At 69.8% G+C, this 22,570-nt stretch carries 17 protein-coding genes, 1 tRNA gene and 1 pseudogene; 5 read left to right on the top strand and 14 right to left on the bottom strand.

Annotated elements, in window-relative coordinates; all coding sequences use genetic code 11:
* The first annotated feature begins 93 nt into the window (after nt 1-93).
* Nucleotides 94-168 (top strand) — tRNA-His (locus tag ACNAW0_RS21650).
* Nucleotides 169-239: 71 nt separating this feature from the next.
* Here ACNAW0_RS21650 and ACNAW0_RS21645 read toward each other — a convergent pair.
* Nucleotides 240-692 carry a DUF6069 family protein gene (locus tag ACNAW0_RS21645; protein WP_416289768.1) on the bottom strand — a complete coding sequence of 151 codons (453 nt, stop codon included), beginning with the start codon at nt 690-692 and terminating at the stop codon, nt 240-242.
* 298 nt (nt 693-990) lie between these two features.
* A complete protein-coding gene (locus tag ACNAW0_RS21640) occupies nt 991-2,019 on the bottom strand; it encodes an RNA polymerase subunit sigma-70 (protein WP_416289767.1) in 1,029 nt (342 codons plus the stop codon).
* A gap of 381 nt (nt 2,020-2,400) precedes the next feature.
* On the opposite strand from ACNAW0_RS21640, the gene ACNAW0_RS21635 reads away from it, so the two are divergent.
* Nucleotides 2,401-2,712 (top strand): kelch repeat-containing protein, encoded by a 312-nt coding sequence (locus ACNAW0_RS21635; RefSeq protein ID WP_416289766.1) that lies wholly within the window; start codon nt 2,401-2,403, stop codon nt 2,710-2,712.
* A gap of 86 nt (nt 2,713-2,798) precedes the next feature.
* On the opposite strand, the gene ACNAW0_RS21630 is transcribed toward ACNAW0_RS21635, so the two are convergent.
* The 5 genes from ACNAW0_RS21630 to ACNAW0_RS21610 all read right to left on the bottom strand — a co-directional run bounded on the left by ACNAW0_RS21630 (nt 2,799) and on the right by ACNAW0_RS21610 (nt 8,497).
* Entirely contained in the window at nt 2,799-5,330 is a 2,532-nt protein-coding gene (locus ACNAW0_RS21630; RefSeq protein WP_416289765.1) for a cation-translocating P-type ATPase, read from the bottom strand.
* Entirely contained in the window at nt 5,327-5,551 is a 225-nt protein-coding gene (locus tag ACNAW0_RS21625; RefSeq protein WP_416289764.1) for a hypothetical protein, read from the bottom strand. The genes ACNAW0_RS21630 and ACNAW0_RS21625 overlap by 4 nt, the downstream gene beginning before the upstream one ends.
* A complete protein-coding gene (locus ACNAW0_RS21620; protein WP_416289792.1) occupies nt 5,548-6,198 on the bottom strand; it encodes a Chromate resistance protein ChrB in 651 nt (216 codons plus the stop codon). Before ACNAW0_RS21620 ends, ACNAW0_RS21625 begins: the two co-directional genes overlap by 4 nt.
* Nucleotides 6,199-6,515: 317 nt before the next feature.
* The gene (locus ACNAW0_RS21615) at nt 6,516-7,805 is read right to left on the bottom strand and encodes a sensor histidine kinase (RefSeq protein ID WP_416289763.1); all 1,290 of its coding nucleotides are present in this window, start codon (nt 7,803-7,805) and stop codon (nt 6,516-6,518) included.
* Entirely contained in the window at nt 7,802-8,497 is a 696-nt protein-coding gene (locus ACNAW0_RS21610; protein WP_416289762.1) for a response regulator transcription factor, read from the bottom strand. Before ACNAW0_RS21610 ends, ACNAW0_RS21615 begins: the two co-directional genes overlap by 4 nt.
* A 103-nt stretch (nt 8,498-8,600) precedes the next feature.
* Here ACNAW0_RS21610 and ACNAW0_RS21605 point away from each other — a divergent pair, with 103 nt between their 5' ends.
* Nucleotides 8,601-9,047 carry a septum formation initiator gene (locus tag ACNAW0_RS21605; protein ID WP_416289761.1) on the top strand — a complete coding sequence of 149 codons (447 nt, stop codon included), beginning with the start codon at nt 8,601-8,603 and terminating at the stop codon, nt 9,045-9,047.
* A 91-nt stretch (nt 9,048-9,138) separates the two neighbouring features.
* On the opposite strand, the gene ACNAW0_RS21600 is transcribed toward ACNAW0_RS21605, so the two are convergent.
* Together ACNAW0_RS21600 and ACNAW0_RS21595 are read right to left on the bottom strand one after the other, a co-directional pair.
* Nucleotides 9,139-9,420 (bottom strand): SAM-dependent methyltransferase, encoded by a 282-nt coding sequence (locus ACNAW0_RS21600; protein ID WP_416289790.1) that lies wholly within the window; start codon nt 9,418-9,420, stop codon nt 9,139-9,141.
* Nucleotides 9,402-9,578: pseudogene (locus tag ACNAW0_RS21595) on the bottom strand (SAM-dependent methyltransferase); the annotation flags it as partial. The gene ACNAW0_RS21600 and the pseudogene ACNAW0_RS21595, both read right to left, overlap by 19 nt.
* A gap of 30 nt (nt 9,579-9,608) precedes the next feature.
* Between ACNAW0_RS21595 and ACNAW0_RS21590 the strand changes: the two are divergent.
* Nucleotides 9,609-11,648: a hypothetical protein gene (locus tag ACNAW0_RS21590; RefSeq protein ID WP_416289760.1), complete on the top strand. Its 2,040-nt coding sequence runs from the start codon at nt 9,609-9,611 to the stop codon at nt 11,646-11,648.
* A gap of 186 nt (nt 11,649-11,834) precedes the next feature.
* Here ACNAW0_RS21590 and ACNAW0_RS21585 read toward each other — a convergent pair whose 3' ends face one another.
* From ACNAW0_RS21585 to ACNAW0_RS21565, 5 genes are all read right to left on the bottom strand, one after another.
* Entirely contained in the window at nt 11,835-13,052 is a 1,218-nt protein-coding gene (locus tag ACNAW0_RS21585) for a sugar phosphate isomerase/epimerase family protein (RefSeq protein ID WP_416289759.1), read from the bottom strand.
* 144 nt (nt 13,053-13,196) lie between these two features.
* On the bottom strand, nt 13,197-16,652 hold the full coding sequence (locus tag ACNAW0_RS21580) for a ThuA domain-containing protein (RefSeq protein WP_416289758.1): 3,456 nt from the start codon (nt 16,650-16,652) through the stop codon (nt 13,197-13,199).
* Nucleotides 16,653-17,197: 545 nt separating this feature from the next.
* The gene (locus tag ACNAW0_RS21575; RefSeq protein WP_416289757.1) at nt 17,198-18,145 is read right to left on the bottom strand and encodes a sugar phosphate isomerase/epimerase family protein; all 948 of its coding nucleotides are present in this window, start codon (nt 18,143-18,145) and stop codon (nt 17,198-17,200) included.
* Nucleotides 18,146-18,165: 20 nt separating this feature from the next.
* Nucleotides 18,166-20,268 carry a PQQ-dependent sugar dehydrogenase gene (locus ACNAW0_RS21570; protein WP_416289756.1) on the bottom strand — a complete coding sequence of 701 codons (2,103 nt, stop codon included), beginning with the start codon at nt 20,266-20,268 and terminating at the stop codon, nt 18,166-18,168.
* 548 nt (nt 20,269-20,816) lie between these two features.
* Nucleotides 20,817-21,530, bottom strand: coding sequence for a hypothetical protein (locus ACNAW0_RS21565; protein ID WP_416289755.1), 714 nt, complete (start codon nt 21,528-21,530; stop codon nt 20,817-20,819).
* 73 nt (nt 21,531-21,603) lie between these two features.
* Here ACNAW0_RS21565 and ACNAW0_RS21560 point away from each other — a divergent pair, with 73 nt between their 5' ends.
* Nucleotides 21,604-22,434, top strand: coding sequence for a PIG-L family deacetylase (locus tag ACNAW0_RS21560; protein WP_416289754.1), 831 nt, complete (start codon nt 21,604-21,606; stop codon nt 22,432-22,434).
* Nucleotides 22,435-22,570 lie beyond the last annotated feature (136 nt).

The raw sequence follows: 22,570 nt of genomic DNA, 5'->3' as shown, positions 1-22,570 counted from the left end.
GTCTCATGACCCAACAGACTTATGAGACGCGCTGTAGAACCCGCGCGCCGCCAGGCGACCAGTTCTCAGGCGTCGACGACACGGGCCGCGAGTGTGGCTGTAGCTCAGTGGTAGAGCGTCCGGTTGTGGCCCGGGAGGTAGCCGGGGCGGCACCGGCCAGTCACCCCAAGGGAGTGCGACACCGACGGTGAGGTGGGCCGGGCTCCCCTTACGCCGCGCGTTGTCCCGTTGCGGGATCGTCAATCGGTCCGGGTGCGGAGGCTCCGTGCCAGGGTGGGGATCATCACCGCCGCAGCGACAAGGTGTAGCCCGAGGAGGGCGGTGGTGGTGGCGGTGTTTGCCCCGGAGAGGAGGGACGGGACCAACGAGATCGCGGTCAGCGTCACTGCCGTCCACACGAATCGCTCGGCGGGGCGAGCGCTCCAACGAAGAAGAGCGACGGCAATGACGATGCCCACGACCGAGAAGAAGCCGGTCACCACGGCGAACCCGGACAACGGGATCGTCTCGCCACCATCGGGGACCTCGAAGTCGACGCCAACGACCTGGGCAAGCGCAGCGGCGAGGGTGGTGGCCACCATCGCTGCGAGCGTGGCAATGAAGCCGGTGCCGGCGAGCCCGCGGAGTCGGTGGGTGTGGCTGGTCTGGCCCGATGCCGGGCCTGCGACCCCGGTGTCATTCATGCTGTTCATGTCGTTTCTCCATCATTCGGTAACTGGCGTACGGGGTGTGTTGACTGGCATGTGACGGTCCTGGCCCTCGGGGTGATGATGCGCACCCTCGCCGTGCGACGGCCGGGGTTCCGCAGGGCGCGGACGCCGGTGCCGCGGAGCCAGAACCCGGCGTCGCGTCCGAGGACCGGCCCCGGCTCGCCGTCGCGCAGCTCCAGCTGCACCCGCCCGCGGGTGACGACGCCGAACGCGTCGCACCACTCCGCCGCGACCACGGCGACACGCGCGCCACCGGGCAGCGCGAGCGTCCACACCGGCACTACTCCGTGCCGTCCGCCGGCAGGCGCTCCGGCAGCCCGAGCCGCGGGAACTGGTCGTCGTGGAACGTGACGATCTCGGTGATCGCCCCGCCGGTGACGCGCAGGACGTCGATCGTCAGCGGCAGGTACGCGCCCTCCCGCTTTCGCCAGTGGTAGAAGGCGACGGCGGGCTGCCGGTTCACGGAGGTGGGGACGGCGCGCAGACCCGTCATGCCCTCGAAGCCGTCCTCGACCCAACTGTTCACCACCGTGTCGCGGCCGACGTACAGGCCGGGCGTGGGCGGCATCGAGCACCGGACGTCGTCCCGCAGCAGTGCGGCGAGCCCGTCGATGTCCGTGGCCACGCTGGCGTCGGTATAGCGGCGCACCAGCTCGCGCGTCCCGGCGTCCTCCTCGCCGCCGGTCCAGTCCTGCCGCTCGGCGGGCAGGTGCTCCCGCATGCCGGCGCGGGCCCGCTGCAGCGCGCTGTTCACGGAGTTGACGGAGTCTCCGAGGAGCTCCGCGACGTCCTTCGCCGGCCAGCCGAGCACGTCCCGCAGGATCAGCACGGCCCGCGGGCGCGGCGCGAGGTGCTGGACTGCGACCAGGTACGCCAGCTCGATTGTCTCCCGCGCGACGGCGACGGTCTCCGGCTCGTCCGCGTCGCCTGCGGGCAGTTCGTCGAGCAGCCGGTCCGGGTAGGGCTGCAGCCACAGCACCTCGCCGCCGGTCGCGGGCTTCGGGCGGCACTTGGCGAGCAGGTCGAGGCAGGCGTTGGTGGCGATCCGGTACAGCCAGGCCCGGAACGTCGACCGCCCCTCGAAGGTCTCCCGCCGCCGCCAGGCACGGAGGAACGTCTCCTGCACGGTGTCCTCGGCGTCCTCGAACGACCCGAGCATCCGGTAGCAGTGCACGTGCAGCTCCCGCCGGTGCCGCTGCGCCAGCCCCGAGAATGCCGGCTCGTCGACCTCGCCCAGCCCGTTCCCGCCCAGCCCGTTCCCGCCCAGACCGCTCACGCCCAGCTCCTCCAGCCGTGTGTCCGCACTCATCACGTCATCCTTCCGCCTCGTCGTGTCCCGTCGTAGGTGTGACGGGTGCGGGCGCGACAACTCATCACTCGGGTCGGTCGGCATGGCTGATCCAGTGACGGATTCGGTGGCGGAGCACGACGCGCGGTACGGCGAGGAGGGCGCGGGTCTGCCGGAGTGGGCGCGGGTGCGCGAGCGCCTGGCGTGTGCCGGGGTCGCCTGGTTCACGACGACGCGGCGGGCATGGACGCACGGGCACGGCACGAGGTCCACCGAAAAGGATGGGTCCATCGCCGCGCAGGCGTCCGGCAAGGAGGACACGGCAGCCCCCGCCGCGGTCGGCCCGCACGCGGCGCCCTGGATGGACATCGCCAGGTACCCGGTGAAGGTGATGGACACCGGGTGGTCAACCTCGGTGGCAAGGTCTACTCGATCGGCGGCAGCGACGAACGGGCCTCCAGCGCGAAGAGCTGGGTCTACGACCCGTTCGCGCAGAACTGGACGCCGATCGCCGATCTGCCCGGCGCGCGTCACGCCATGGCGGTGGGCGTCGTGGACCGGAAGATCATCGTGACCGGCGGCTGGGTAACCCCGGCCGGGCCCGAGGGCACCACCTGGTCGTACGACCCGGCGACCAACACCTGGACGAAGAAGGCCGAAAACCCGCGCCGCGCGGCGGTGGAGGACTTCGCGCTGTCTCCCATCCGCTGCTGACAACCTGACCGCCAGATGACAAGTCCGACCCGCTTGGCCGCTGGAAGCGGGAATCTCCCGCCTTCAGCTTCAGGCGGGGGAGGATGTCAAAGGCGTCGGGACAATCTCAGCAGCCGTTGCAGCAGGTACGTGGCGGTGATCGCGAGGGCGACCACCACGGCGACGGTGGCAACCTGGGTGCTGGCCAGCGGGGTGAGGTGGACCGGGCGGCCCGCAGCGGTGAGGCTCAGGAACAGCCCGGCGGTGATCGCTGCGGCGGCCCAGGCGGGGAAGGCCGGGTTGACCCGCCAGGACAGCCATGGTTGGGTGCGCAGCATCCAGGCGATCAGGGCGTGTCCGGCCAGCCAGCCGAGTACGGCACCGGAGCGGGCGGCTTCGGTTCCGGCGTGGGTGAGCAGCAGGTAGCAGGGGAGAGTGGCTGCGGTGAGAGTCGCAGCGACGGCGAGGATTGCGTACAGCGCGGGCTGGTCGAGGAACCGGGCCCCAGTTGGCCGGGGTTGTCGGCGCATCGCATCGGGGGCGGCGGGTTCGGCGACGAACGCCACCGACGCGCCGAGGTCCATGAAGATCTCCAGCAGGACGATGTGGACCGGCGCGAACGGGATCGGCCGTCCTCCGGCTAGCGCGGCCAGCAGCACGATTACGAGAGCGAGTTTGGCGCCGAGGTAGAAGGCGACCGCGCGGCGTAGTTGGGCGGAGATGTTGCGGCCTTTGCCGATCGCGGTCACCACGGTGGGGTAGGCGTCATCGGTGAGGACGAGGTCGGCGGCGGCGCGGGCCAGGTCGGCGCCGCGGGCGCCCATGGCGATGCCGACATCGGCGGCGGTGAGGGCGGGGGCGTCGTTGGCGCCGTCTCCGGTCACGGCGACGACCTCCCCGCGCCGCTGCAGTGCGGTGACGATGCGGTGTTTGCCGGCCGGGGTAGCGCGGGCGATAACCGTGCCGTGCGCGAGGTGCGCGTCCAGACCGGCGTCGGAGAGCCGGTCGAGGGCGTCGCCGCTGGCGATCAAGTGCCCGGTTGGGAGCCCAGCCTGGGCGGCGATCGCGGCGGCGGTGGCCGGGTGGTCACCGGTGACTACGATCGTCTTCACCCCGGCGGCGGTCAGGTCGGCGGCGGCCTGTGGCACCCCGTCGCGCAGCGGGTCGGCGAACCAGGCCAGCCCCACATAGGTGAGCCCGATCGCGGCGTTGTCCTGGTCGGCCGGAATCCCGGTGGTCTGCCTATGGGCGAATGCGATGATCCGTACGCCTTGCTGGGCAAGATCATCCACCCGCGTCTGGACGGCGGCCCGCTGCTCGGGCGGCAGGTCGCAGCGGGGGAGAAGCTGCTCAGGCGCGCCGGCCACCGACACCGTGACCTGATCGGTGTGGTCGGGCTGCTGGTGGGCGCGGGCGACCAGCTTGCGGACCGGATCGAACGGGAACGCCGCGACCTCGCCGACCGGTGGGGCGACGCCGGCGTCGACGGCTGCGGCGGCGAGCTGTGCTTCCATGGGTTCACGGCCGTGCCCGGCTGGTGGTTGGGTGGCTACCGCTACGGCGAGGACCTGATTGGGGTCGCCGTCGATGCCGGCCAGGGTGAGCTGGTTCTCGGTCAGGGTGCCGGTCTTGTCGGTCACCACGGTGGTGACCGCGCCGAGGGTTTCCCCTGCTTTGAGCCGGCGCAGCAGCGCCCCCCGGCGGGCGAGCTGCCGGCCACCGACGGCGAGGAGAACGACGACGAGGATGGGTAGTTCTTCGGGGACGGTGGCGAACGCGACGGTCAACCCGGACAGGAGCATGTCCCGCCACGGCTGCCCGGCCAGCACGCCTACCAGGGGGACCAGGACGCTGGCCGCGACGGCGAGGACGAGCACGGCGCGGGCCAGTTGGGAGAGGGCTTTCTGCAGGCCGGTGGGTGGCTCCTTGGCGTCGGTGACCAGTCCGCCGATGCGTCCCAACTCGCTGTCGGCGCCGATGGCGACCACGACCGCGGTGGCTTCCCCGGCAACCACCGGGCTGCCCGCGTAGATCACGCTGGAGCGTTCGGCCAGGTCCGCCGCCTCGGCGACCGGCGTATCGGATTTGCCGGCGGGTTGGGCCTCGCCGGTCAGGGTGGACTCGTCGGTCTTCAACCCGGCGGCGGACAGCACCCGGGCGTCGGCGGGCACGACGTCTCCCGCCTCGATCGTGAACACATCGCCGGGCACCAGCTCAGCCGCCGGAACCTGGACCCGGCCGCTGGGGGTGGTCAGCCGGGCGGTGGGTGCGGTCATCTGTCGCAGGGCGTCGATGGCCTTGGCGGCGCGCATCTCGGTCGCCGTTTCCAGCACCGCCACGGTGGTGATCACCGCCGCGATCACCAGCGCGTCGGACAGTTCGCCGAACACCGCCGACAGGGCCGCCACCGCGATCAGGAGCAGCTGCAAAGGTTCGGTGAACGACTCGCCGAGCTCGGCCGGCCACCGCTTGGGCTTGCGGGTGCGCACGGCGTTGGCCCCGTATCGCGTCCGGCGCGCCGCCCGCTCCAGCTCGGGCAGCCCTTCCACGGTGGCGTCCAGGCGTGACAACGCTATGGTGGTGTCCAGGGCATGCCAAGGGGTCTGCTCGCCCGTGGCGGCCTGGGATGTCGTGGTCATGACCAGTCCCTCTCACGTCTTCCCCGGGCACTGTTGACGTCGTTCAGAGGCCGGCGGGCGGTGCGCTCGTCCCGCCACCACACCCAGCCGCGCAGGGCAACAATCGCCACGTTCACGGCCACGACCACCAGCACGATCGCGGCGATCACCTCGCCGAGGGACACACCCGCCAGCGGGCGGCCCCGTGCGGCAACCGACGGCAGGGCGGCCAGCACGCTCATGCTGGGCCTCCCTGGCGGTCGCCGCGGGGCTTGCGAGCTCGCCCCGCTGTCACGCCGGTGCCAGGCGGGTTCCCGGCCACCAATCGCAATCGGCCCGCCCCGGCGGCCTGCGCCGAAGCGGCCTCCCCGGTGGGTAGGGCCTCGGCGGACAGCGCTGCCTGCTCGAACGCGGCGAGGGCCTGCTCGCACTCGGCGACGGCGGCGCGGGCCGGCTCACCGCCTGGGGCGCCGAAGTAGTCCCTGGCGGTGATCTTCCCCAGCCAGGTCTTGAACCGGTCCAGGTCCGCCTCGGACTCCTCCACCTCGGCGTAGGTGGCCCGGCCCCGCTTGGTCTCCATCTCGATCTCGGCCAGGAACGCCGGCGTACGCTCCACCACCTCGGCGTACTCGACATCACGGGCCGCGTTGAACTCCGCGACGAGGTCGTCGTACTCGGCCTGCTCGGGCAAGTCCACGGTCAGCATCCGCGCGGTCCCGCCCTCGGCGCGAACCCGGGCCACCAGCCGGCGCAACTCCCTGAGCACTTGGTCCCGGGCTGGCAGCAGACACACCGACTGCTGCACGTACACCGCCCCCAATGAGCGCAGCTTCCGCCACACCTGCATCCGCAGGCTTGCCGACCCGCCCGCGGTCGACGCTGCGACCATCACGAACCGCTCCACACCCACCCCCAGCTGCTGCGGTTACGAACGTAACACCGAATAAGAGCAAAGGTCACATGCCTCGGTGCTGTTCGTTCTACCCGGCCGCCTCTCCGGTGTTCGACACCCGCGCCGAGGCTCACGTCGCGCCCATAGATGCGAATGCGTCAGATCTGCCGCGCAGCGCCTCCACCCGTAGCAGGCTCGCCGGATGTGCCGGCCTGGGGCTCAGGAATGGTTGGAGTACCGGTACCGGATCAGCAGGCACTCGGTCCTGTCATCGAGGATCGGCCCTGAGCGGATAGCGGCGCGCTACCCGGAGCCTAAGCCCGGGTCGAGGCTGCCGGTGGGCCGAGCCGGAGAAGTACGACCGCGCCACCGTCCGGCCCGCTGCGCAGCTCCAGCCGGCCGCCGCCGGCCTGGGCGGCCCGGTCGGCGATGTCCAGGCCCAGCCCGGTCGACCCCGCGTGGCTGGCGCCCCGCCGGACCGTGCCGGACGGCAGCCCTGGACCGGAGTCGGCGACGGTCAGCGTGACCTGTCCCGCGTCGGGGGCGAGCCGTACGGTGAACGGCGTTCCGTCGGGCGTGTGTGCGAAGACGTTGCCCAGCAGCGCGTCCACGGCCGCGGCCAGCTCGTCGTCGGTCACCCCTACCGGCAGTGGGCCGGGCGCGAGGTCGAGGGTGACCTCGCGGCCGGTGTCCTCGGCGAGCACCGACCAGAACGCCACCCGCTCGCCGACCACCGCCGCCGCGTCGCAGCCGGCCCGGCCGTCCGATGTCGAGCTGCGCCACCGGGCCTGCCGGATCAGGCCGGTGACCGCGCGTTCCAGGCTGTCCGCCGCGGTGGTCAGCCGGGCGGCGTCGTCCGGGTCGCGCAGCGATTCGGCCTCCAACCGCAGCACGGTCAGCGGCGTACGCAGCCGGTGCGACAGGTCGGCCACCTGCTCCCGCTCCTCGCGCAGGAGCACCTGGATCCGTCCGGCCAGGTGGTTGAGCGCGCCGGCGACCTCCCGCAGCTCGGCGGGCCCGGCCGGGGTGACCCGGACGTCGAGTTCGGCGTTGGCGAGCCGGTGGGAGATCGCGGAGAGCTCGGTGATCGGCCGGACCAGGGTGCGGGCCAGCCGGTCGGCGACGACCAACCCGACCAGCACCAGCAGCACCCCGAGCAGGGCCAGCACCAGCCAGGCCCGGGCCACCCCGGCGGTGAGTTCCGAGCGGGGGACCACGGTGCGGATGACCGCCGTTCCGTCCGGGCGGCCCTGGACCGCGATGACCACCTCCCGGCCGTCGTCCGACTCGGCCGTCAGGCTGTGGCCTCGCACGGCGAGGGCCACCGCGGGCGTACGTGGCATCGGCGCGCCGAGCACGGTGCCGTCGGGTAGGAACACGTTGACCGGTCGGCCCTTCTCCGTGGTGAGTTGCTCGACGGCCAGCCGGATGGTGTCCGGGTCGGCGGTGCCGACCACCGGTACCAGGCTCTGCGCGTCGGCGGTGGCGCGCACGGTCGCCCGGTCGGCGGCGACGGTGCGTAGCAGCAGCGCCAGCGGCACCAGGAAGGCGGTCAGGATGAGCACGCTGACGGCGGCGGCGAGCAGCGCCAGCCGGCCCCTCACCGGGCGGCCTCCGGAGCGTCCAGCCGCACCCCGACGCCTCGGACGGTGTGCAGGTAGCGCGGTTCCTGGGCGCTTTCGCCCAGCTTGCGCCGCAGCCAGGACAGGTGCACGTCGACGGTCTTGTCGGCGCCGCCGTACGGGATCCGCCACACCTCGGTGAGCAGCTCCCGCTTGGTGACCACCTGCCCGGGCCGTGCGGCGAGGTGGTGCAGCAGATCGAACTCGCGTGGGGTCAGCTCGACCGGTGCCCCGTCCAGGCTGACCTGCCGTGACCGCGGGTCGATGCGCAGCCCGCCGACCACGAGAGTCGGATCGCCGGTCGCGGTGTCGCCGGCCGTCCGGCGCAGCACGGCCCGGACCCGGGCGTCGAGCTGTGCCGCCGTGAACGGTTTCACCAGGTAGTCGTCGGCCCCGGCGTCGAGCAGCCGGACGATCTCGGCCTCGTCGTCGCGTGCGGTGGCGACGATCACCGGCACCTGGCTGACCGCGCGCAGCATCCGCAGCAGCTCCCGGCCGTCGAGGTCGGGCAGCCCCAGGTCGAGCACGACGAGGTCGGGTCGGTCGTCGAGCGCGTCGCGCAGCCCGGTCATCGCGGTCGAGGCGGCGGCCACCGCGTGGCCGCGCTCGCGCAGGGCCCGGATCAGCGGGGTACGGATCGCCAGGTCGTCCTCGATGAGCAGCAGCCGGGACACAGGATGCAGGGTAGCCGCTGGGATTGCGCGGGCTAGTTCTCGTTAACCCGCTCTTAGCGTTCCCCGGTGCCCGGCTCAACCTTCCGTCGGGGAGACTCGGTGCATGCGCCGTCATTCGTTCCTCGCCGCCGTCGGGTGGTTGGCCACCACAGTCGCCGCCACACTCGTAGGCATTGGCGCGATCCGGCTGGTAGGAGAGGGCATCACCAGCACCCCGGGTGGCGTACTCGGCCAGCAGGAGGTCGAACGCGCCCTCGCGTCACCGGAACCGGCATCCCTGCAGCCGACCGGACATTCCACCGCGAGCCCGACCGGCAGCCTGGCCGGGGCGCGGCAGGGTTTCGCCACCCCGGGCGGCACGGCCGTCGCGGAGTGCGGGCCGACCGGCGCCCGCCTGGTTACCTGGGCGCCCGCTCAGGGGTACCGGGTAAAGGATGTCGACCGGGGGCCGGACGATCACGTCGAGGTCAAATTCGTTGGCCCCGACGGGGAATACGAGCTGAAACTGCGGTGCATCGGCGGACGACCGGTGGCCACCACCCACGACTGACCGGCGGCTGACCAGCGACGGGCCCCGGACGGGCCCGGCCGGTGACAGCACGAGGTGCGCCACTAGCGGCTGCTCGCCGCTGTCACGGCCCTTATCCGCCGTAGCCGCTGAAGATCAAGCTAGGGCTTGCGTCCCACACCCCCGAAGGCGTCGATGTCGGCGGGCGTGTCGACTTGTCGTCGGGCCGCCACCGCGGGCACGGTACGACGCCCGGCTCCACCAGTTTCAAGCCCTCGAAGAATCCGGCGATCTGGTCGGGCGAGCGCAGTGTGTAGGGCGTCGCTCCGGTGTCGTTGTAGTCGTCCTGCGCCTGCTGCATCTCGGGGCGCTGATCAGGCTGGCGCCGTCGTTGAGCGAGAGGTAGCTGCCGGATGGCAGCGGTGCCAGCAGCTGACGCGTGACCGATCGGGCTGTCTCGTAGTCGGGCACGTGGCCCATGACGCCGCTGAGGATGAGTCCGATTGGTTGGTTGAAGTCGAGCGTCTTGGCAAGGGCAGGCCGTAGCCAATTTACTCGCGGCGGTGCAGCCATCGCATTCTGTGTCGATGAGAGGATGCGGTTGTGAAATCGGCCTTGCGGCGGGTCCAGGCGATGCTGGACTTGGCCTTCAACACCTTCGATGCTTGGCGCGATCGCGCCGAGGTCCGGCTCGACGCCGCGGCCGACGAGTCACTGCGTACGTGGTTGCGCTTGTTCGCCTTGGCGATGGTGGCCACCGTCGGCGTCGTCGCGTTGCTGCGGCTGGTGCTGACGGCGGCGGTCGGCGGCGGTCCGGTGGCGCGCTGGGTCGCGGCATCCGTGGCGGTGCTGCTGGCATCGGTACTGCTGATAGTCGTCGTCCGCAACGTCGTCATCTCGCTGGTCGATCCGGCTCACCGGCGCTCGTTGCTGGTGGCGTTCCTCACCTCCGCGGCGGCCGTCATGGTGAGCGTCGAGGCGTTCGCCGCCATTACGGCGGCGATGGCCGGCGGGGATGCCGGCCTGTGGGCGATCGAGCGGCTGTACATGTGGCACCTTGTCGATTCCGTTCCGCTGCTTGACATTGCGGGCCGGCTGGAGTGGACCGAGCCGCCTGTACTCCCCGGCATCGACGGGGGGCTGCTCGTGCTCGGCTTCAAGCTGGTCGTGATTCCGCCCTTGGTGCGCGTCGCGGTCGCTGTGTACGCGCTCGTCGAAAGCCGAAGCAACGAACGACGATATTCGGCCGCGGTGGCGAGCAAGATCGGTGGCCGCCGCATCTTCCGATTCGTCGAGATCCCGGTCTGGCTGCTCTTGCTGGCTACGGGCGCGGGCACAGTGTGGAGCGTGATAGCGCCGGGAGCGGATGTGGCGATGCGGTGGTTCTCGTGGGCCAGCCTCGCGCTCGCCGGGACCGTCATTGCCACGATGGTCGCTGCTGCCTTTGGCATCTGGGCCTTTCAGCGGGTCCGCGAACTGCCGGCGGTGCTCACGCTGGCGGCGGCGGTCGCCTTGGTGTGGTTCGACAACCCAGTGCTTCCCGGGGCCGGCGGGCGGGGACTGTGGAGCAAGATCGGAATCACGCTGCTCGTGTGGTTCGTGGTGGCGGTGCTGTTGCTGGTGTTTCTATGGGACGAGGAGGAACTGCCGAACGACTTGGTGGCCGTGGCGTTCCTGCTCGGGTTCGTAGGAAGCGATGCACCGGCCACGCGATGGCTCACTGAACACGTGACGTGGACGCCTTGGGACTTCCCCGTCGGTCGGGCGATCATCACCGCGTGCTGGGGACTGTCTGCGGCCTTTTTTGTCTACCTGATGTGGAGGGTAGTGCGGCGCCCCGCGGTCTTGGGCACCAGCGACTGGGCGTCACCCTCGAGCGGGCTGCGGGAGGACTTACGCGGCTATGCGCTGGTCGGTGTGCACGTCGTCATCGCTGCGGCGGCGGTGCTGACCGTGCTGCGTGCCGTTGGCGCCGTTGATGTCCGGGCCGGCGCGACCGATGCCGGCTGGACTAGCGCGTCCGAGTCGCTCGCCGCGGTCACCTGGCACCTGGTCGGCTCGTTTCCCGGTCCCAACATCCCGCAGATCCTGGACTGGCGACTGGCGACCGACTTCGGCGGGCCGTGGGCGGGACTGGTCATCGTCATCGCGTTGGCATCCGTCATCGTCTTTGTGGCTTTCCCGATGATTCGTACCATCGTTTTGTGGGCCCGGCTGACCGCGACCCGCCCGAGCGCCGCCCAGCCGCTGGTCGAGGTACCAGTGGCGGTCCTTGGCAACCTCCGGGCGGTCCTGGCCTTTCTGGAAGCGTGGGAGAGGGATCGGGACGAGATGTCCGGCCCGTCGCACCTGCTTCTTTTCAGATGGTCCCCGCCGCCAGCCATTCCCGGCCAGAGGAGGCCGGCCGAGGATGCGCACGACGCGGAGCGCCGGTTGGTCGAGTCCGAACTGGACCGTCCCCGGCTGTTGGACCTCCTCGGCGAGCGGTCACCCATCTACATCGCCGCCGACCACGCCATCCTCCGCACCGCTGACGCCTACCGGGCGGCTTTGCACACCCAGACCACCACGCGGCAAGCCCGTGAAGCCGTCGACGAGTTCGCCAGCCTGATCGAGCGCTGGCAAGCAACCTTCAAGGCGTGACACTCGCGCCTGTCCTCCAAACCGGGCGGGTGGACGTTGTGCCTTCCCTCCGGCAATCGAGACCCCAGGCCCCCGAGCCTGCCGACGTGCTGGATCTGTTCAAGGCCGTATCAGCTCCAGCGCTGCGGTCGTCGGCGTGGAGATGGACCTCGCCGGCCCGCGGGTGTCGCGGGCCGGCGAGGTGTGTCAGTAGCGCAGGGCGCTGAGATTGGCGTAGCTGTCGCAGGCGGACGAGACGCCGTTCGGCCGCGGGTTGTCGTTCTCGGTCAGGTAGTAGTCGACGCCGCCCATGTCGCTGTAGGTGAAGATGCGGGCGAAGTCGATGGTGCCCTCGCCCACGTCGGCGAACGACCCGTCGGGGGCCATGTCCTTGACGTGGAACAGCGAGAACCGGCCCGGGTACTGCTTGATCAGTTCCACCGGGTCTGCGCCGACGCTGGATGCCCAGTACAGGTCGAGTTCCATCGCCACCAGGTTCGGGTCGGTCTCGCGTGCCAGTACGTCGTAGCCGCGTACGCCGTTCTGGGCGGTGAACTCGAACCCGTGGTTGTGGTAGGCGACGGTGATGCCCGCCTGCTTGAGCTTGGGGCCGACGGCGTTGAGGGTCGCCGCAGTCGCGGAGTAGTCGCTGAGCCGCCACGAGGCCGAGCCCGAGATTCGGACGTATTTGGCGCCGAAGGCCTTGGCGTTGGCGATGACGCCGTCGAGGTTGTTTTTGAGGTCGCCGAGGCCGATCCCGATGGACGGAACCGACAGGCCGGACTGGGCCACTATGGGCGCGAGCGTTGCGGCCGTCTTGCCGTAGAAGTTGTTCACCGCGCCTGAGGGTTCCGCGTTGCGGTAGCCGCAGGCGGCGAGAGCGGCCAGGGTGGCTTCAGGCGCGTTCGGCATGGTGGCCCGCACCGTGTAGAGGACGAGGCCGATCCGATCGTCGGGCACGGCGCGGGTCCCGGGTGCCGGCTGCGGCTTGCCGATCTCGGACTCGGCCGCCGCTTCTACGATGCTCTCGTGCTCCTCCGGCGTGAGGGTGCCGTCCTGCTCGAGCATGTTGGTGAGCCTGGCGACTGTCCGTACGAAGCTGCCGTGGTTGGGGAACGGCGCCTCGGCCCAGATGGTGTCCATGATCGTGCAGCCGTTGCCGAGGTCGCGGTTGGGTACACCCGAGTTGGCCCGGTCCTGGCCGAAGAAGACCGTGGACGAGGGGGTGTAACCCCAGGGGCAGCTGTCCTCGATGAGCTGTTCGGTGGCGGCGTCGTCGATGACCACGCTCCCGTCGGTCGGGGACTCGGCGGCCGACGCCGCAGCGGGTGCGAACGGCAGCAGTGCCGCGGCGAGCGACGCGGCGAGCAGATGGCGCGCTCGGCTCGGTCGATTGGGGGACGGGCGGGTGGAACTCGGATTCATGCTCTCTCTCCTACATGGACGGGGAATCGGACGGGAAAGCCGACGTGCTCACCGCACCCCGGCGTCGAATGGAGGATCGGCCGGAGCGGGTCGGGCCGGGTCGGTGGTGGCGGGGCGTTCTGTTACCCCGCCACCACCTGGGGCTCAGCTCACTGTCACGACGACGGTCGAGGACATCGTCGCCCCGAGGCTGTCGGTGACGGTCAGTTGTGCGGTGTAGGTGCCCCGGCGGGCGTACGTGTGGCTGGCCGACGCGCCGTGCGCGACCGTCGTGTTGTCGCCGAAGTTCCACGCGTAGTCCGTGATGGTGCGCCCGGTCGCCGGGGAGGCGGTCCCGGTGAAGGCCACCTGTAGCGGCGCCTTACCGGTGGTGGGCGTGGCCGAGGCCGAAACGGTGGCGTCGGTCTGTTCGCGTACCCCGGGGCCGTTGAAGCGCAGCCAGTCCAGCGCCATCAGGTCGGGGTTGCCGCCGACCTGGTTCGGGTTGACGAAGACCAGATAGAGCGTGCACGTCCGGCCCGGATCGGCCAGCTCGACGGTGGGCGAGATCAGGTTGTCCCAGCCGCCGGTGCCGCCGATGGTGGCGCGGCCGAGGAGCTCACCGGTGGGGGAGTCGGCCCTGACTTCGATGTCGCCGCCGGTGCTGCCGGAGGCGACACCGAAGGTGACCGAGTCGATGTTACGGAGGTTGACGGGACCGAAGTTGATCCAATCTCCGTCGTCGATGTCACCGAGGCGCTTGCCGCCGCTTGCGGTCGCCCGGTCGATCACCTGGATGCCGCTCTGGCCGTCGAAGTGTTCGGCCTCCTTGCTCTTGGTTTGCAGCTTCACCCGGGTCGAGCCGATCAGGGCTGGTGCCCCGGCTGCCCCGCCGTCGGTGTATTGCGCGGTGAGCACGGTGTAGAGGTTCTGTCCCGGGCCGTGCCCGTCACCGGAGTTGCTGTCGGTGATGGCCACCCCGGAGCATCCGACGTAGTTGTCCAGCGGGTGGGTGTGTGAGTCGTGGCCGAGCTGAGTCTGCACCACCACGCGGGAGCAGTCGATGCTGTTGTCCTCCGGGTCGGTGACAGTCACCGTGTACGGGATGCGGTCACCGAAATCGGAGAAGGCCCCGTCGGGGATGCTGAGGGTAACCGTCGGGCGCGTGTTGCCGGCGGTGATCTCCTGTACGGCGACCGCGGTCTGCCCGTTGTTGGCGGTGACGGTGAGTCGGGCGGTGTAGCGCCCCGGTGTGCTGTAGGTGTGGCTGGGGTTGGCGGCGGTGGAGTCGACCCTGCCGTCGCCGTCGAAGTCCCAGGCGTACTGGACCGCAGTGCCGTCCGGCCCGCTGGTGCCGGCGCTGGAGAAGGCAACGGTCAGCGGCGCGGGTCCACTGTCCTTGTCGACGGCCAGCTTGGCCACCGGGGGCCGACTGTTGGCGACGTAGTCGATGCGGTAGATGCCCGCGCCCTCGTTGCTGCCGCCCCGGCCGCTCCCGCTGCCCGCGCCGAAGTCGATGACGTAGAGGGAGCCGTCCGGCCCGAACTCCGCCTCGAACGGCTGGACCCACGACATGTTGCCGAAGATTCCGTTGATGGACTGCAGGTCACCGGCGTTGGTGGGGTTGAAGCGCGGATCGTTGAAGGTCTGGGCGGTTTCGTGGATCGACAGTGTCTTGAACCACTTGCGGGTCAGCTCGTAGACGATCCACTTGCCGTCGAAGTACTGGGGGAACTTGGTCAGCCGCTTGTTGGACGGGTCGAAGTCGTACATCGGCCCGCTCATCGGGCCGCCGCCGCCCGTGCCGAGCTCCGGGAACTCCGGGGAGGCCGAGTAGGCGTACCACACCAGAGCCGGCTTGGCCGCGGGGAGGTCGGTCAGGCCGGTGTTGTTGGGGGAGTCGTTGACCGGCGCGTCACAGTTGAACTTCGGCCCGGAGGTGGCGGTGGCGAAGTCGTAGTCGTTGAACGGGATGTTGTTCCCGATGCAGTAGGGCCAGCCGTAGTTTCCGGCGCTGGTGATCCGGTTGAACTCGACGGTGCCCTCCGGCCCGCGCTTCGGGTTGGCGGACTTTGCGTCAGGGCCGTAGTCGGCCACGAGCAGCGCGTTGGACTTGGAGTCGACGGTGATGCGGAACGGGTTCCGCATGCCCATCGTGTAGATCTCGGGCCTGGTCTTGGGCGTGCCCGGGGCGAACAGGTTGCCGTCCGGGACGGCGTACTTGCCGTTGGGCAGGGGCTTGATTCGCAGGATCTTGCCCCGCAGGTCGTTGGTGTTGCCGGCGGTGCCCTGCGCGTCGAACGCGCGACGGCCGGGCCGCTCGTCGATGGGAGTGAAGGCGTTGGACTCGAACGGGTCGGTGTTGTCCCCGATGGCGGCGTACAGGTTGCCCTGCTGGTCCATCGTCAGCGAGCCGCCCATGTGCGAGTTGGCACGAGCCTCACCACGCCAGGTCGGGATCGTGAGCAGGCGCTTTTCCGAGTCGAGGCTGACGCTGTCGCCATCGAGGGTGAACCGGGACAGGTTCAGCTGCTTCTCCACCCGGTCGGACCAGAGCAGATAGATCCAGTTGTTGGTGGAGAAGTGCCGGTCCAGCGTCATGCCGAGCAGGCCGTCGGACTGACTGGTCTGCTGCGGCGTGTAGGCGAAGTCCAGCAGGGTGGTGACGGCGAGGGTGTCCTGGTTGATGACCTTCAGCGCGCCGGTGCGCTCGATGTAGAAGACCCGGCGGTCCGGCGCTACCGCCAGCTCGAACGGGTCGGAGAGGTTCTGGTTGACCAGGGGGACCCGCTCGAAGTTGTTGGTCCGGGTGGCACCGCAGTCACCGGGGGCGGCGCCCGCGGCCCACTTGATGCCGCCGAGCAGGTGCTGAAGGAAGGCCGGCTCCTGGAACGACGAGGAGCTGTGCCCACCGGCCGTGAACCAGGAGCGACCGCCGTCGTAGTTCTGGCACCACGAGTAGGCATGGTCGACGCCCTGGTTCATCCCGGGAATGCCGTCGCGCACCTTGATCTGGGCGAGGGTGTGGACCTTACCCGTGGGGTTGGTCCGCCAGTTGTACCACTCCTCGCTGCGCTCCCAGAGCTCCGGCAGGTTCTTGGTGGAGGGGTGGACGTGGTCGAGGACCTTGATCCGACCCGGGAAGGTGCCGCCGGTGCGGGAGAAGTCCGGGTGGTGGTCGAAGATGGCCCCGACCAGTCCCTCGTACCATTTCCAGTCCCGCTCGCTTGCCGAGGCGGCGTGCAGGCCGACCCAGCCACCACCGTTGCGGATGAACTTCTGTAGCGCGGCCCGCTGCTCGGCGTTGAGCAGGTCGCCGGAGGCCGGGGTGGAGTTGGTGTTGTTGAACACGAGGGCGTCGAACCGGGCGAGGTTGGCGTCGGTGAACGCGCCCGCGTCGGTGGTCGCCTCGACGGCGAAGCCCTGCTGCGCGCCGAGTTGCTCGACGGCGGCGATGCCGGCCGGGATCGAGTCGTGATAGAAGTTCGTGACCTTGGAGAAGACCAGCACCCGGAAGGTGGAGGTGGTGGTCGATGCGTTCGCGGCGGTCGTCGCCGTGCTCGTCAATAGGAGAGTGACGGCTGCGAGCAGGGCGAAAAGTAGCGTGCGTTGGCGTCTCATACACGCGCTCCTCAACGGGGGACGGGGGACAGAAAGCGCTTTCACGCTCCATGGCACCCTACGAGACCCATTTCGACGGGTCAATATTTTGGCGGCGATCATATTTCGGCCCGCGTCGCCTCGACAGCGATGAGGTCCGCCGGCAGCCACGCCCGCAGCGGCATCATCCGCGGCTGCTCACCCGACCTGTGGCCGCCCGCTACCGGCGTCACGATCGGCGGCGTCGCCCCTGGTCAGCGGGCACAGCCGCACGGCGCGCAGGGCAGCGGATCGGGAATCGAGGGGGCAACTCCACCGAATGGCGTTCGAATGCGCGAACGGTGTCGGCCCGGCCTGTCGAATTTGTTTTTTTCCACGTTCTATTGCTCCCTCGGCAGAGGGAGTCGGCCTTGCCAGCTATGTGCTCCAGGGTGGACGGCTGAGTGTCCGCGATATGGCGGATGACGGACACCAGGGCCGGCAATTCTGGCGGGTCGGCAGGTGTGCGAGTTCCCACGAACCAGGCGCCGCCCCTGGTGTCCGTCAGTACTTCTTTCCGCGGTTCCTCAGAACCGCAGCTTGCGCAGGTAGCGGTAGCCGACCTCCGCCGTCTGCTGCGGCGTCACATCGGGGGTGTCGTTCTCGACGATGTACTCCTGTGCGGAGTGCTCCCGGAAGATCCGCGCGAAGTCGATCATCCCAGTGCCCAGGTCGGCCATGTCGCCGTCGGACGCGTGCCGGTCCTTGACGTGGTACTGCAGGACGCGCTGCGGTGCGGACCGGATGACGTCCAGCGTGAAGCGCTCGGGATCGGCCACTCCATCGCCGGAGTTGATGCCCCCGGTGACCGCCCAGTAGATGTCGACCTCCAGGTGCACGAGCCTGGGATCAAGCTCCGCGGTCAGCACGTCCCAGGGGCGCTTGCCGCCGCCGAGGTCGATGGTGAACTCGTGGGCGTGATTGTGGTAGCCGTACCGAAGGCCGGCCCTGGCTGCCGCCGCGGCCTCGGCGTTCATCTGTTCCGCCCAGCGCTTCCAGTCGTCCTCGCGCTCCGAGTACAGGTACGGCACCACCAGGTAGGACTGGCCCAGGGTGACCGCGTTCTGAATCTTCTCGTCCAGCGCGGCGGCGTTATCGCTGATCCCGTCGTGGCTGGAGCTGGCCCGGATGCCGATGCTGTCCAGGAACTGGCGCAGCTGGGTGGCGGTACGCCCGAAGTAGCCGAGTGCCAGCTCCACCTTCGGGTAGCCGATCTTGGCGAGGTGGGTGAGGGTCGCGTCGTACCCCGGCCCGCCCCACAGTGCGTCACGAACCGTCCACAGCTGGATGCTGATCAGGCCCGGGGGCACGTGCCGCCGCCCGGTGGGACGGGTGGTCGCCGTCGCGGCCGTCGCGCCGATCCCCGACGACGCGAGCCCGACACCGGCGAGCGCCGCCAGTGAACCGCGCAGCAGGCGTCGCCGGTCAAGGACGGATCGCCGCAGCGCGGCCTCTCCGTCGTATCCGTAACACATGATGACTCCTTCGGCCGGGGCTAGGCGGTGGGGACCAGGACGACCTGGTCCGTTCCGGTCAGGGAGGGCAGACCGTTCCCGCCCGGGTCGGTGTACGACGCCACGAACACGGCGGTCAGGTTGTCGTGCTCCGGGTCGTGGCCGGACGGCACCGTCGTGTGGATCGTGCCGGCGCAGCCCTTGGCCGTGGTCTGCGGGTGGCCGTGCGTGTCGTGGCCGAGGACGTACGTGACGCTGACCTGGGAGCAGTCCACCGGCTGGTCGTCGGTCACCCGAACCTCGAACTGCACGGTGTCGCCGAACCTGAACGGCTGGCCCGCGACCGGCTTGACCAGCTCCACCACGGGTGCGGAGTTGCCGACCACGACTCGGACCGACGCGGAGGCCGACAGCCCACCCGGGTCGCTCACCTTGACAGTGGCGTTGTAGAGGCCGTTCTTCTGGTACGTGAACGTCGGGTTCGCCGCGCGCGAGTCGACCTTGCCGTCGTTGTCGAAGTCCCACGCGTACGACAGCCGATCGCCGTCGTAGTCCAGGGTGCCCTCGCTGGAGAAAGCTACGGTCAGCGGCGTGAGCCCATTGGTGGGCGTGGCCGAAACCTGCGGCACCGGAGTGTGGTTGCCCTTCCAGCCGATGTAGTCGATGCGGGCCAACTGCGCGTCCGGGTTCTCGCTGAAGAAACCGTCGCCGTACTCGAGCACGTAGAGCGCGCCGTCCGGGCCGAACTCCAGGTCCATCGGGTTGTCGAAGGTAAACGAGGGGAGCACCGGCTCGATGCCGCCGAGGCCGCCGCCCGCGTTCAGCCGGAAGCCCTTCACGTAGTCCCGGGTCCATTCGTGGAACAGCGGAACGCCGTCGTAGTAGGCAGGCCACGCCACCGGAGCGCGTCCCCGCGTCGTCGGGAAGGAGAAGTGGTACGCCGGCCCGGCCATCGGTCCGACACCGCCGGTGCCCAACTCCGGGAACCGCGCCGAGGAGCCGTAGCCGTACCACACGTCCGGTTGCTCCACCCGTGGCAGCTCCCGCAGCCCGGTGTTGTGCGGTGACTCGTTGACCGGCGCGGAGCAGTTGAACGGTTGCCCGGACCGGCCGGTGGCGAAGTCGTAGTCCACGTACGGCAACTGGGCGGTGGCGCAGTAGGGCCACCCGTAGTTGCCGGCCTTGCGTACGACCGCCCACTTGCCCTGCCCAGCTGGCCCGCGCAGCGGATCGGCCTCGCCGGCATCGGGCGAGTAGTCGGCGACGTACAGCTCATCGGTCTGGCGGTTGAACTCGATCCGGAACGGGTTGCGCAGGCCCATCAGGTAGATCTCGGGCCGGGTGCCGGGCGTGCCCTCCGGAAAGAGGTTCCCGTCCGGGATGGTGTATCCGCCGCCGTCGCGTACCTTGACGCGCAGGATCTTGCCGCGCAGGTCGTTCGTGTTGGCCGAGCTGCGCTGCGCGTCGTACGCCGGGTTCCGGCCGGGCCGCTCATCGATGGGGGTGTAGCCGTCGGACTCGAACGGGTTGGTGTCGTCACCGGTGGACAGGTACAGGTTGCCCTTGGCGTCGAAGGCGATGTCCCCGCCGACGTGGCAGCAGATGCCCCGGTCGACCGGTACGTCGAGGATCTGCTGCTCGGTGGACAGGTCCAGCTTGTCCTTGACCAATCGGAACCGGGAGAGCCGGATCGCCCCCTTGAACGGCGCGAAGTCCGCGGGGGTGCCCCAGGCCGGTGCATCGCCCTCGTTGATGTTCGGCGTCGACGGGTCGTCGACCGGGGTGTTCATCGGCGGCGAGTAGTACAGATAGACCCAGTTGTTGCCGGCCTTGCCGAAGTGGGGATCGATCGCCACGTTCTGCAGGCCCTCTTCGTCGTGCTGGTAGACATCCAGGGTGGCGGCGATGGTGTTGCGGCCGGTGGCGGGGTCGTGCAGCCAGACCTCACCCGGGCGGGTCACGTGCAGCACCCGGCGGTCGGGCAGCACAGCGAGGTCCATCGGCTCGCCCGGGCGATCGTTGAGGGTCACCTTCTGGAAGCTCGTCTCCGGGGGCGCGCCCGGCTCGGCCATCGAGACGGTGGGCGTGGCGACAAGCGCGGTGATCGTCAGGCTCGCTACGGCGAGCGCGCGTCGTCTCTTCATCTGCCTCTCCTTGGATCGAGGACTGATCGGGGCAGGTCGGGGACGTACTGCTTGTTCCTTCTCCGTGGGCGGCTCGGGTGTTCGGGCACTGCTGAGCCGCCCATCGCACGTCGACCGTGGCGTCGACCATGCGGGCTGCTGCGCGGTACGCGGCCAGCTAGGCGCAGATCACCAGTGGCAGGGCAGCTGCGCTCGACGGCGGGCGAAGGACACGGGGGCTAGGGGATGGGTGTTGGACAGGTGTGGAGCGGCTTCATCACCCGGCCGACGCTAACAAAACAAATGTCGATACGTCCATAGCTTTTACCGGAAGAGCCCTGACTTTCATCCGAGATGGATGAAAGTAAGGCATGGACGGGGCGGTGCGCGGTGCCAGCGCAAAGCCCAGAACGTTGCGGTACCCGCGCAACCACTGGTGCTACGCCGTGTCTGATCGTGGTGCGATTTGACTCTCACGGCCGCAGGTCGTGCGACGCGGTTCGCCAGCGATCCTCACGCTCCGTCCGCCGCTCCCGGCCCGTGGACGTTGGTCAGGCCGCCGCGGTGTCTCAGACCAGGAGAGTCTCCCGCATCCTCGCGCCCAGATTGATTCCGCCGACCACCCGCGGACCGGTCGGATCGTGAACGTCGAGGGTGCTGTTGCAGCGCATCAGCTCGCGGACCGGAGGCGGCAGCCGGGGCGGGTCGTCGATGGTCGCGAGGACCTGCCCGGCGGTCGAGATCAGTCGATCGGCCAGGGCCGCGGCATCGGTGTCCACCCGCACCCGGCCGTACTCCCAGCCGGCGGTGGTGAGGTCGAGCACCTCGAACACGCGGGTCAGGAGCGGGTTCGGGTCGGACAGCCGGCCGAGGCGGGGCGCCCGGCTGCCGACCACCGCGACGGCGGCGGCCACCTGCGCGTACGGGTGGAGGCCGCACGGCAGCGCGAACAGGGGCCACCGCAGTGCCGGTCCGGCCTCCTTCCACAGCGGCCGGTAGTTTCGGCGGTGCACCAGGAGCCGCCGGCCCGTCCGTCGGTGTACGTCATGAACCTGGGCCTGTAGGTCCGCGTGGGCCTCGTCGGCGGCCTCGCTCACGATCCGGGCCGCCACCACCAGGCCGTCGTCGTCGTTCAGCATCCGGGTGATCGCCTCGACCTGTTCCGGAAACCGGACCTGCGAGCGGGCGCCGTACCGGTGCCGTACGTCCCGCAGCAGCGCCTGCTGCCGCCCCGGATTGAGCTGGACCCGCCTGCTACCCACCAACTGCCGGAGCCAACGCATCTCGCCTCGTTTCAGCAGCCGTCCCGGACCGCGGCAATGCTATTGCGTCGGATGTCCCTCGTATTGTGGTGGGGTGGCTGAGCGATCTCTGACCTTGATGGCGGTGCACGCGCACCCCGACGACGAGGCGACCAGCACCGGCGGCATCCTCGCCCGATATGCGGCGGAGGGGATCACGACGGTGCTCGTGACCTGCACGGACGGGCGGTGCGGCGACGGGCCCGGCGGGGTCAAGCCGGGCGACCCGGGGCACGACCCGGAGGCCGTGGTGGCGATGCGCCGGGCCGAGTTGGCGGCCAGTTGCGAGGCGTTGAAGGTCACGCACCTGGAGACGCTCGGCTATGCGGACTCCGGGATGATGGGCTGGGCGGCCAACGACGTGCCCGGCGCGTTCTGGAACACGCCGGTGGCGGAGGCGGCCGACCGGCTGACCGAGTTGATCCAGCGCTATCGGCCCGACGTCGTCGTCACCTATGACAAGAACGGCTTCTACGGCCATCCGGACCACATCCAGGCGCACCGCATCACCATGGCCGCCGTCGAGCGGACGAACATCCCCGCGAAGGTCTACTGGACCACCGTGCCACGTAGTGCATTTCAGGAGTTCGGCCGCGTCATGAAGGAGATTGGCGTCGAGTTTCCCGAGCCGGACGGGCCGTCGGAGGAGATGCCGCAGCTCGGCCTGCCCGACGACGAGATCACCACCTGGGTGGACACGAGCGGCTACGGCGCGCAGAAGTTCGAATCGTTGGCTGCGCACGCCAGTCAGGCCGAGAACATCTTCTTCCTGCAACTTGGCCAGGAACGGTTCACCGAGCTGATGGGCGTGGAGACCTTCGTCCGGGTCCGCGACACCACCGATGCGCCGACGCCCGAGGACGACCTGTTCGCCGGCTTGCGCTGACCGAGCACACACGGTGGTGAGCATCTCGCTGAACCGTTCGTCGCGCTCTCCGCGGGACGGCGGCCGATGAACACGAGCGGGTAGCCGTCCGGGTCGACGTCGGTCTCTCGTTGGTGTTCCAGGGCATGTCGTACGG

This window comes from Micromonospora sp. SL1-18 (assembly GCF_047921505.1).
In the GTDB taxonomy this organism is placed as follows: domain Bacteria; phylum Actinomycetota; class Actinomycetes; order Mycobacteriales; family Micromonosporaceae; genus Micromonospora.
This window is presented reverse-complemented; position numbering and strand designations above follow the sequence as displayed.

Excerpts from the sequence above, each read along its gene's own strand:
- ACNAW0_RS21625 (WP_416289764.1), bottom strand. The coding sequence starts at position 5,551 with ATGAGCGTGCTGGCCGCCCTGCCGTCGGTTGCCGCACGGGGCCGCCCG.
- ACNAW0_RS21645 (WP_416289768.1), bottom strand. The coding sequence starts at position 692 with ATGAACAGCATGAATGACACCGGGGTCGCAGGCCCGGCATCGGGCCAG.
- ACNAW0_RS21570 (WP_416289756.1), bottom strand. The coding sequence starts at position 20,268 with ATGAAGAGACGACGCGCGCTCGCCGTAGCGAGCCTGACGATCACCGCG.
- ACNAW0_RS21575 (WP_416289757.1), bottom strand. The coding sequence starts at position 18,145 with ATGTGTTACGGATACGACGGAGAGGCCGCGCTGCGGCGATCCGTCCTT.
- ACNAW0_RS21605 (WP_416289761.1), top strand. The coding sequence starts at position 8,601 with ATGCGCCGTCATTCGTTCCTCGCCGCCGTCGGGTGGTTGGCCACCACA.
- ACNAW0_RS21620 (WP_416289792.1), bottom strand. The coding sequence starts at position 6,198 with ATGGTCGCAGCGTCGACCGCGGGCGGGTCGGCAAGCCTGCGGATGCAG.
- ACNAW0_RS21630 (WP_416289765.1), bottom strand. The coding sequence starts at position 5,330 with ATGACCACGACATCCCAGGCCGCCACGGGCGAGCAGACCCCTTGGCAT.
- ACNAW0_RS21640 (WP_416289767.1), bottom strand. The coding sequence starts at position 2,019 with ATGAGTGCGGACACACGGCTGGAGGAGCTGGGCGTGAGCGGTCTGGGC.
- ACNAW0_RS21585 (WP_416289759.1), bottom strand. The coding sequence starts at position 13,052 with ATGAATCCGAGTTCCACCCGCCCGTCCCCCAATCGACCGAGCCGAGCG.
- ACNAW0_RS21580 (WP_416289758.1), bottom strand. The coding sequence starts at position 16,652 with ATGAGACGCCAACGCACGCTACTTTTCGCCCTGCTCGCAGCCGTCACT.
- ACNAW0_RS21565 (WP_416289755.1), bottom strand. The coding sequence starts at position 21,530 with ATGCGTTGGCTCCGGCAGTTGGTGGGTAGCAGGCGGGTCCAGCTCAAT.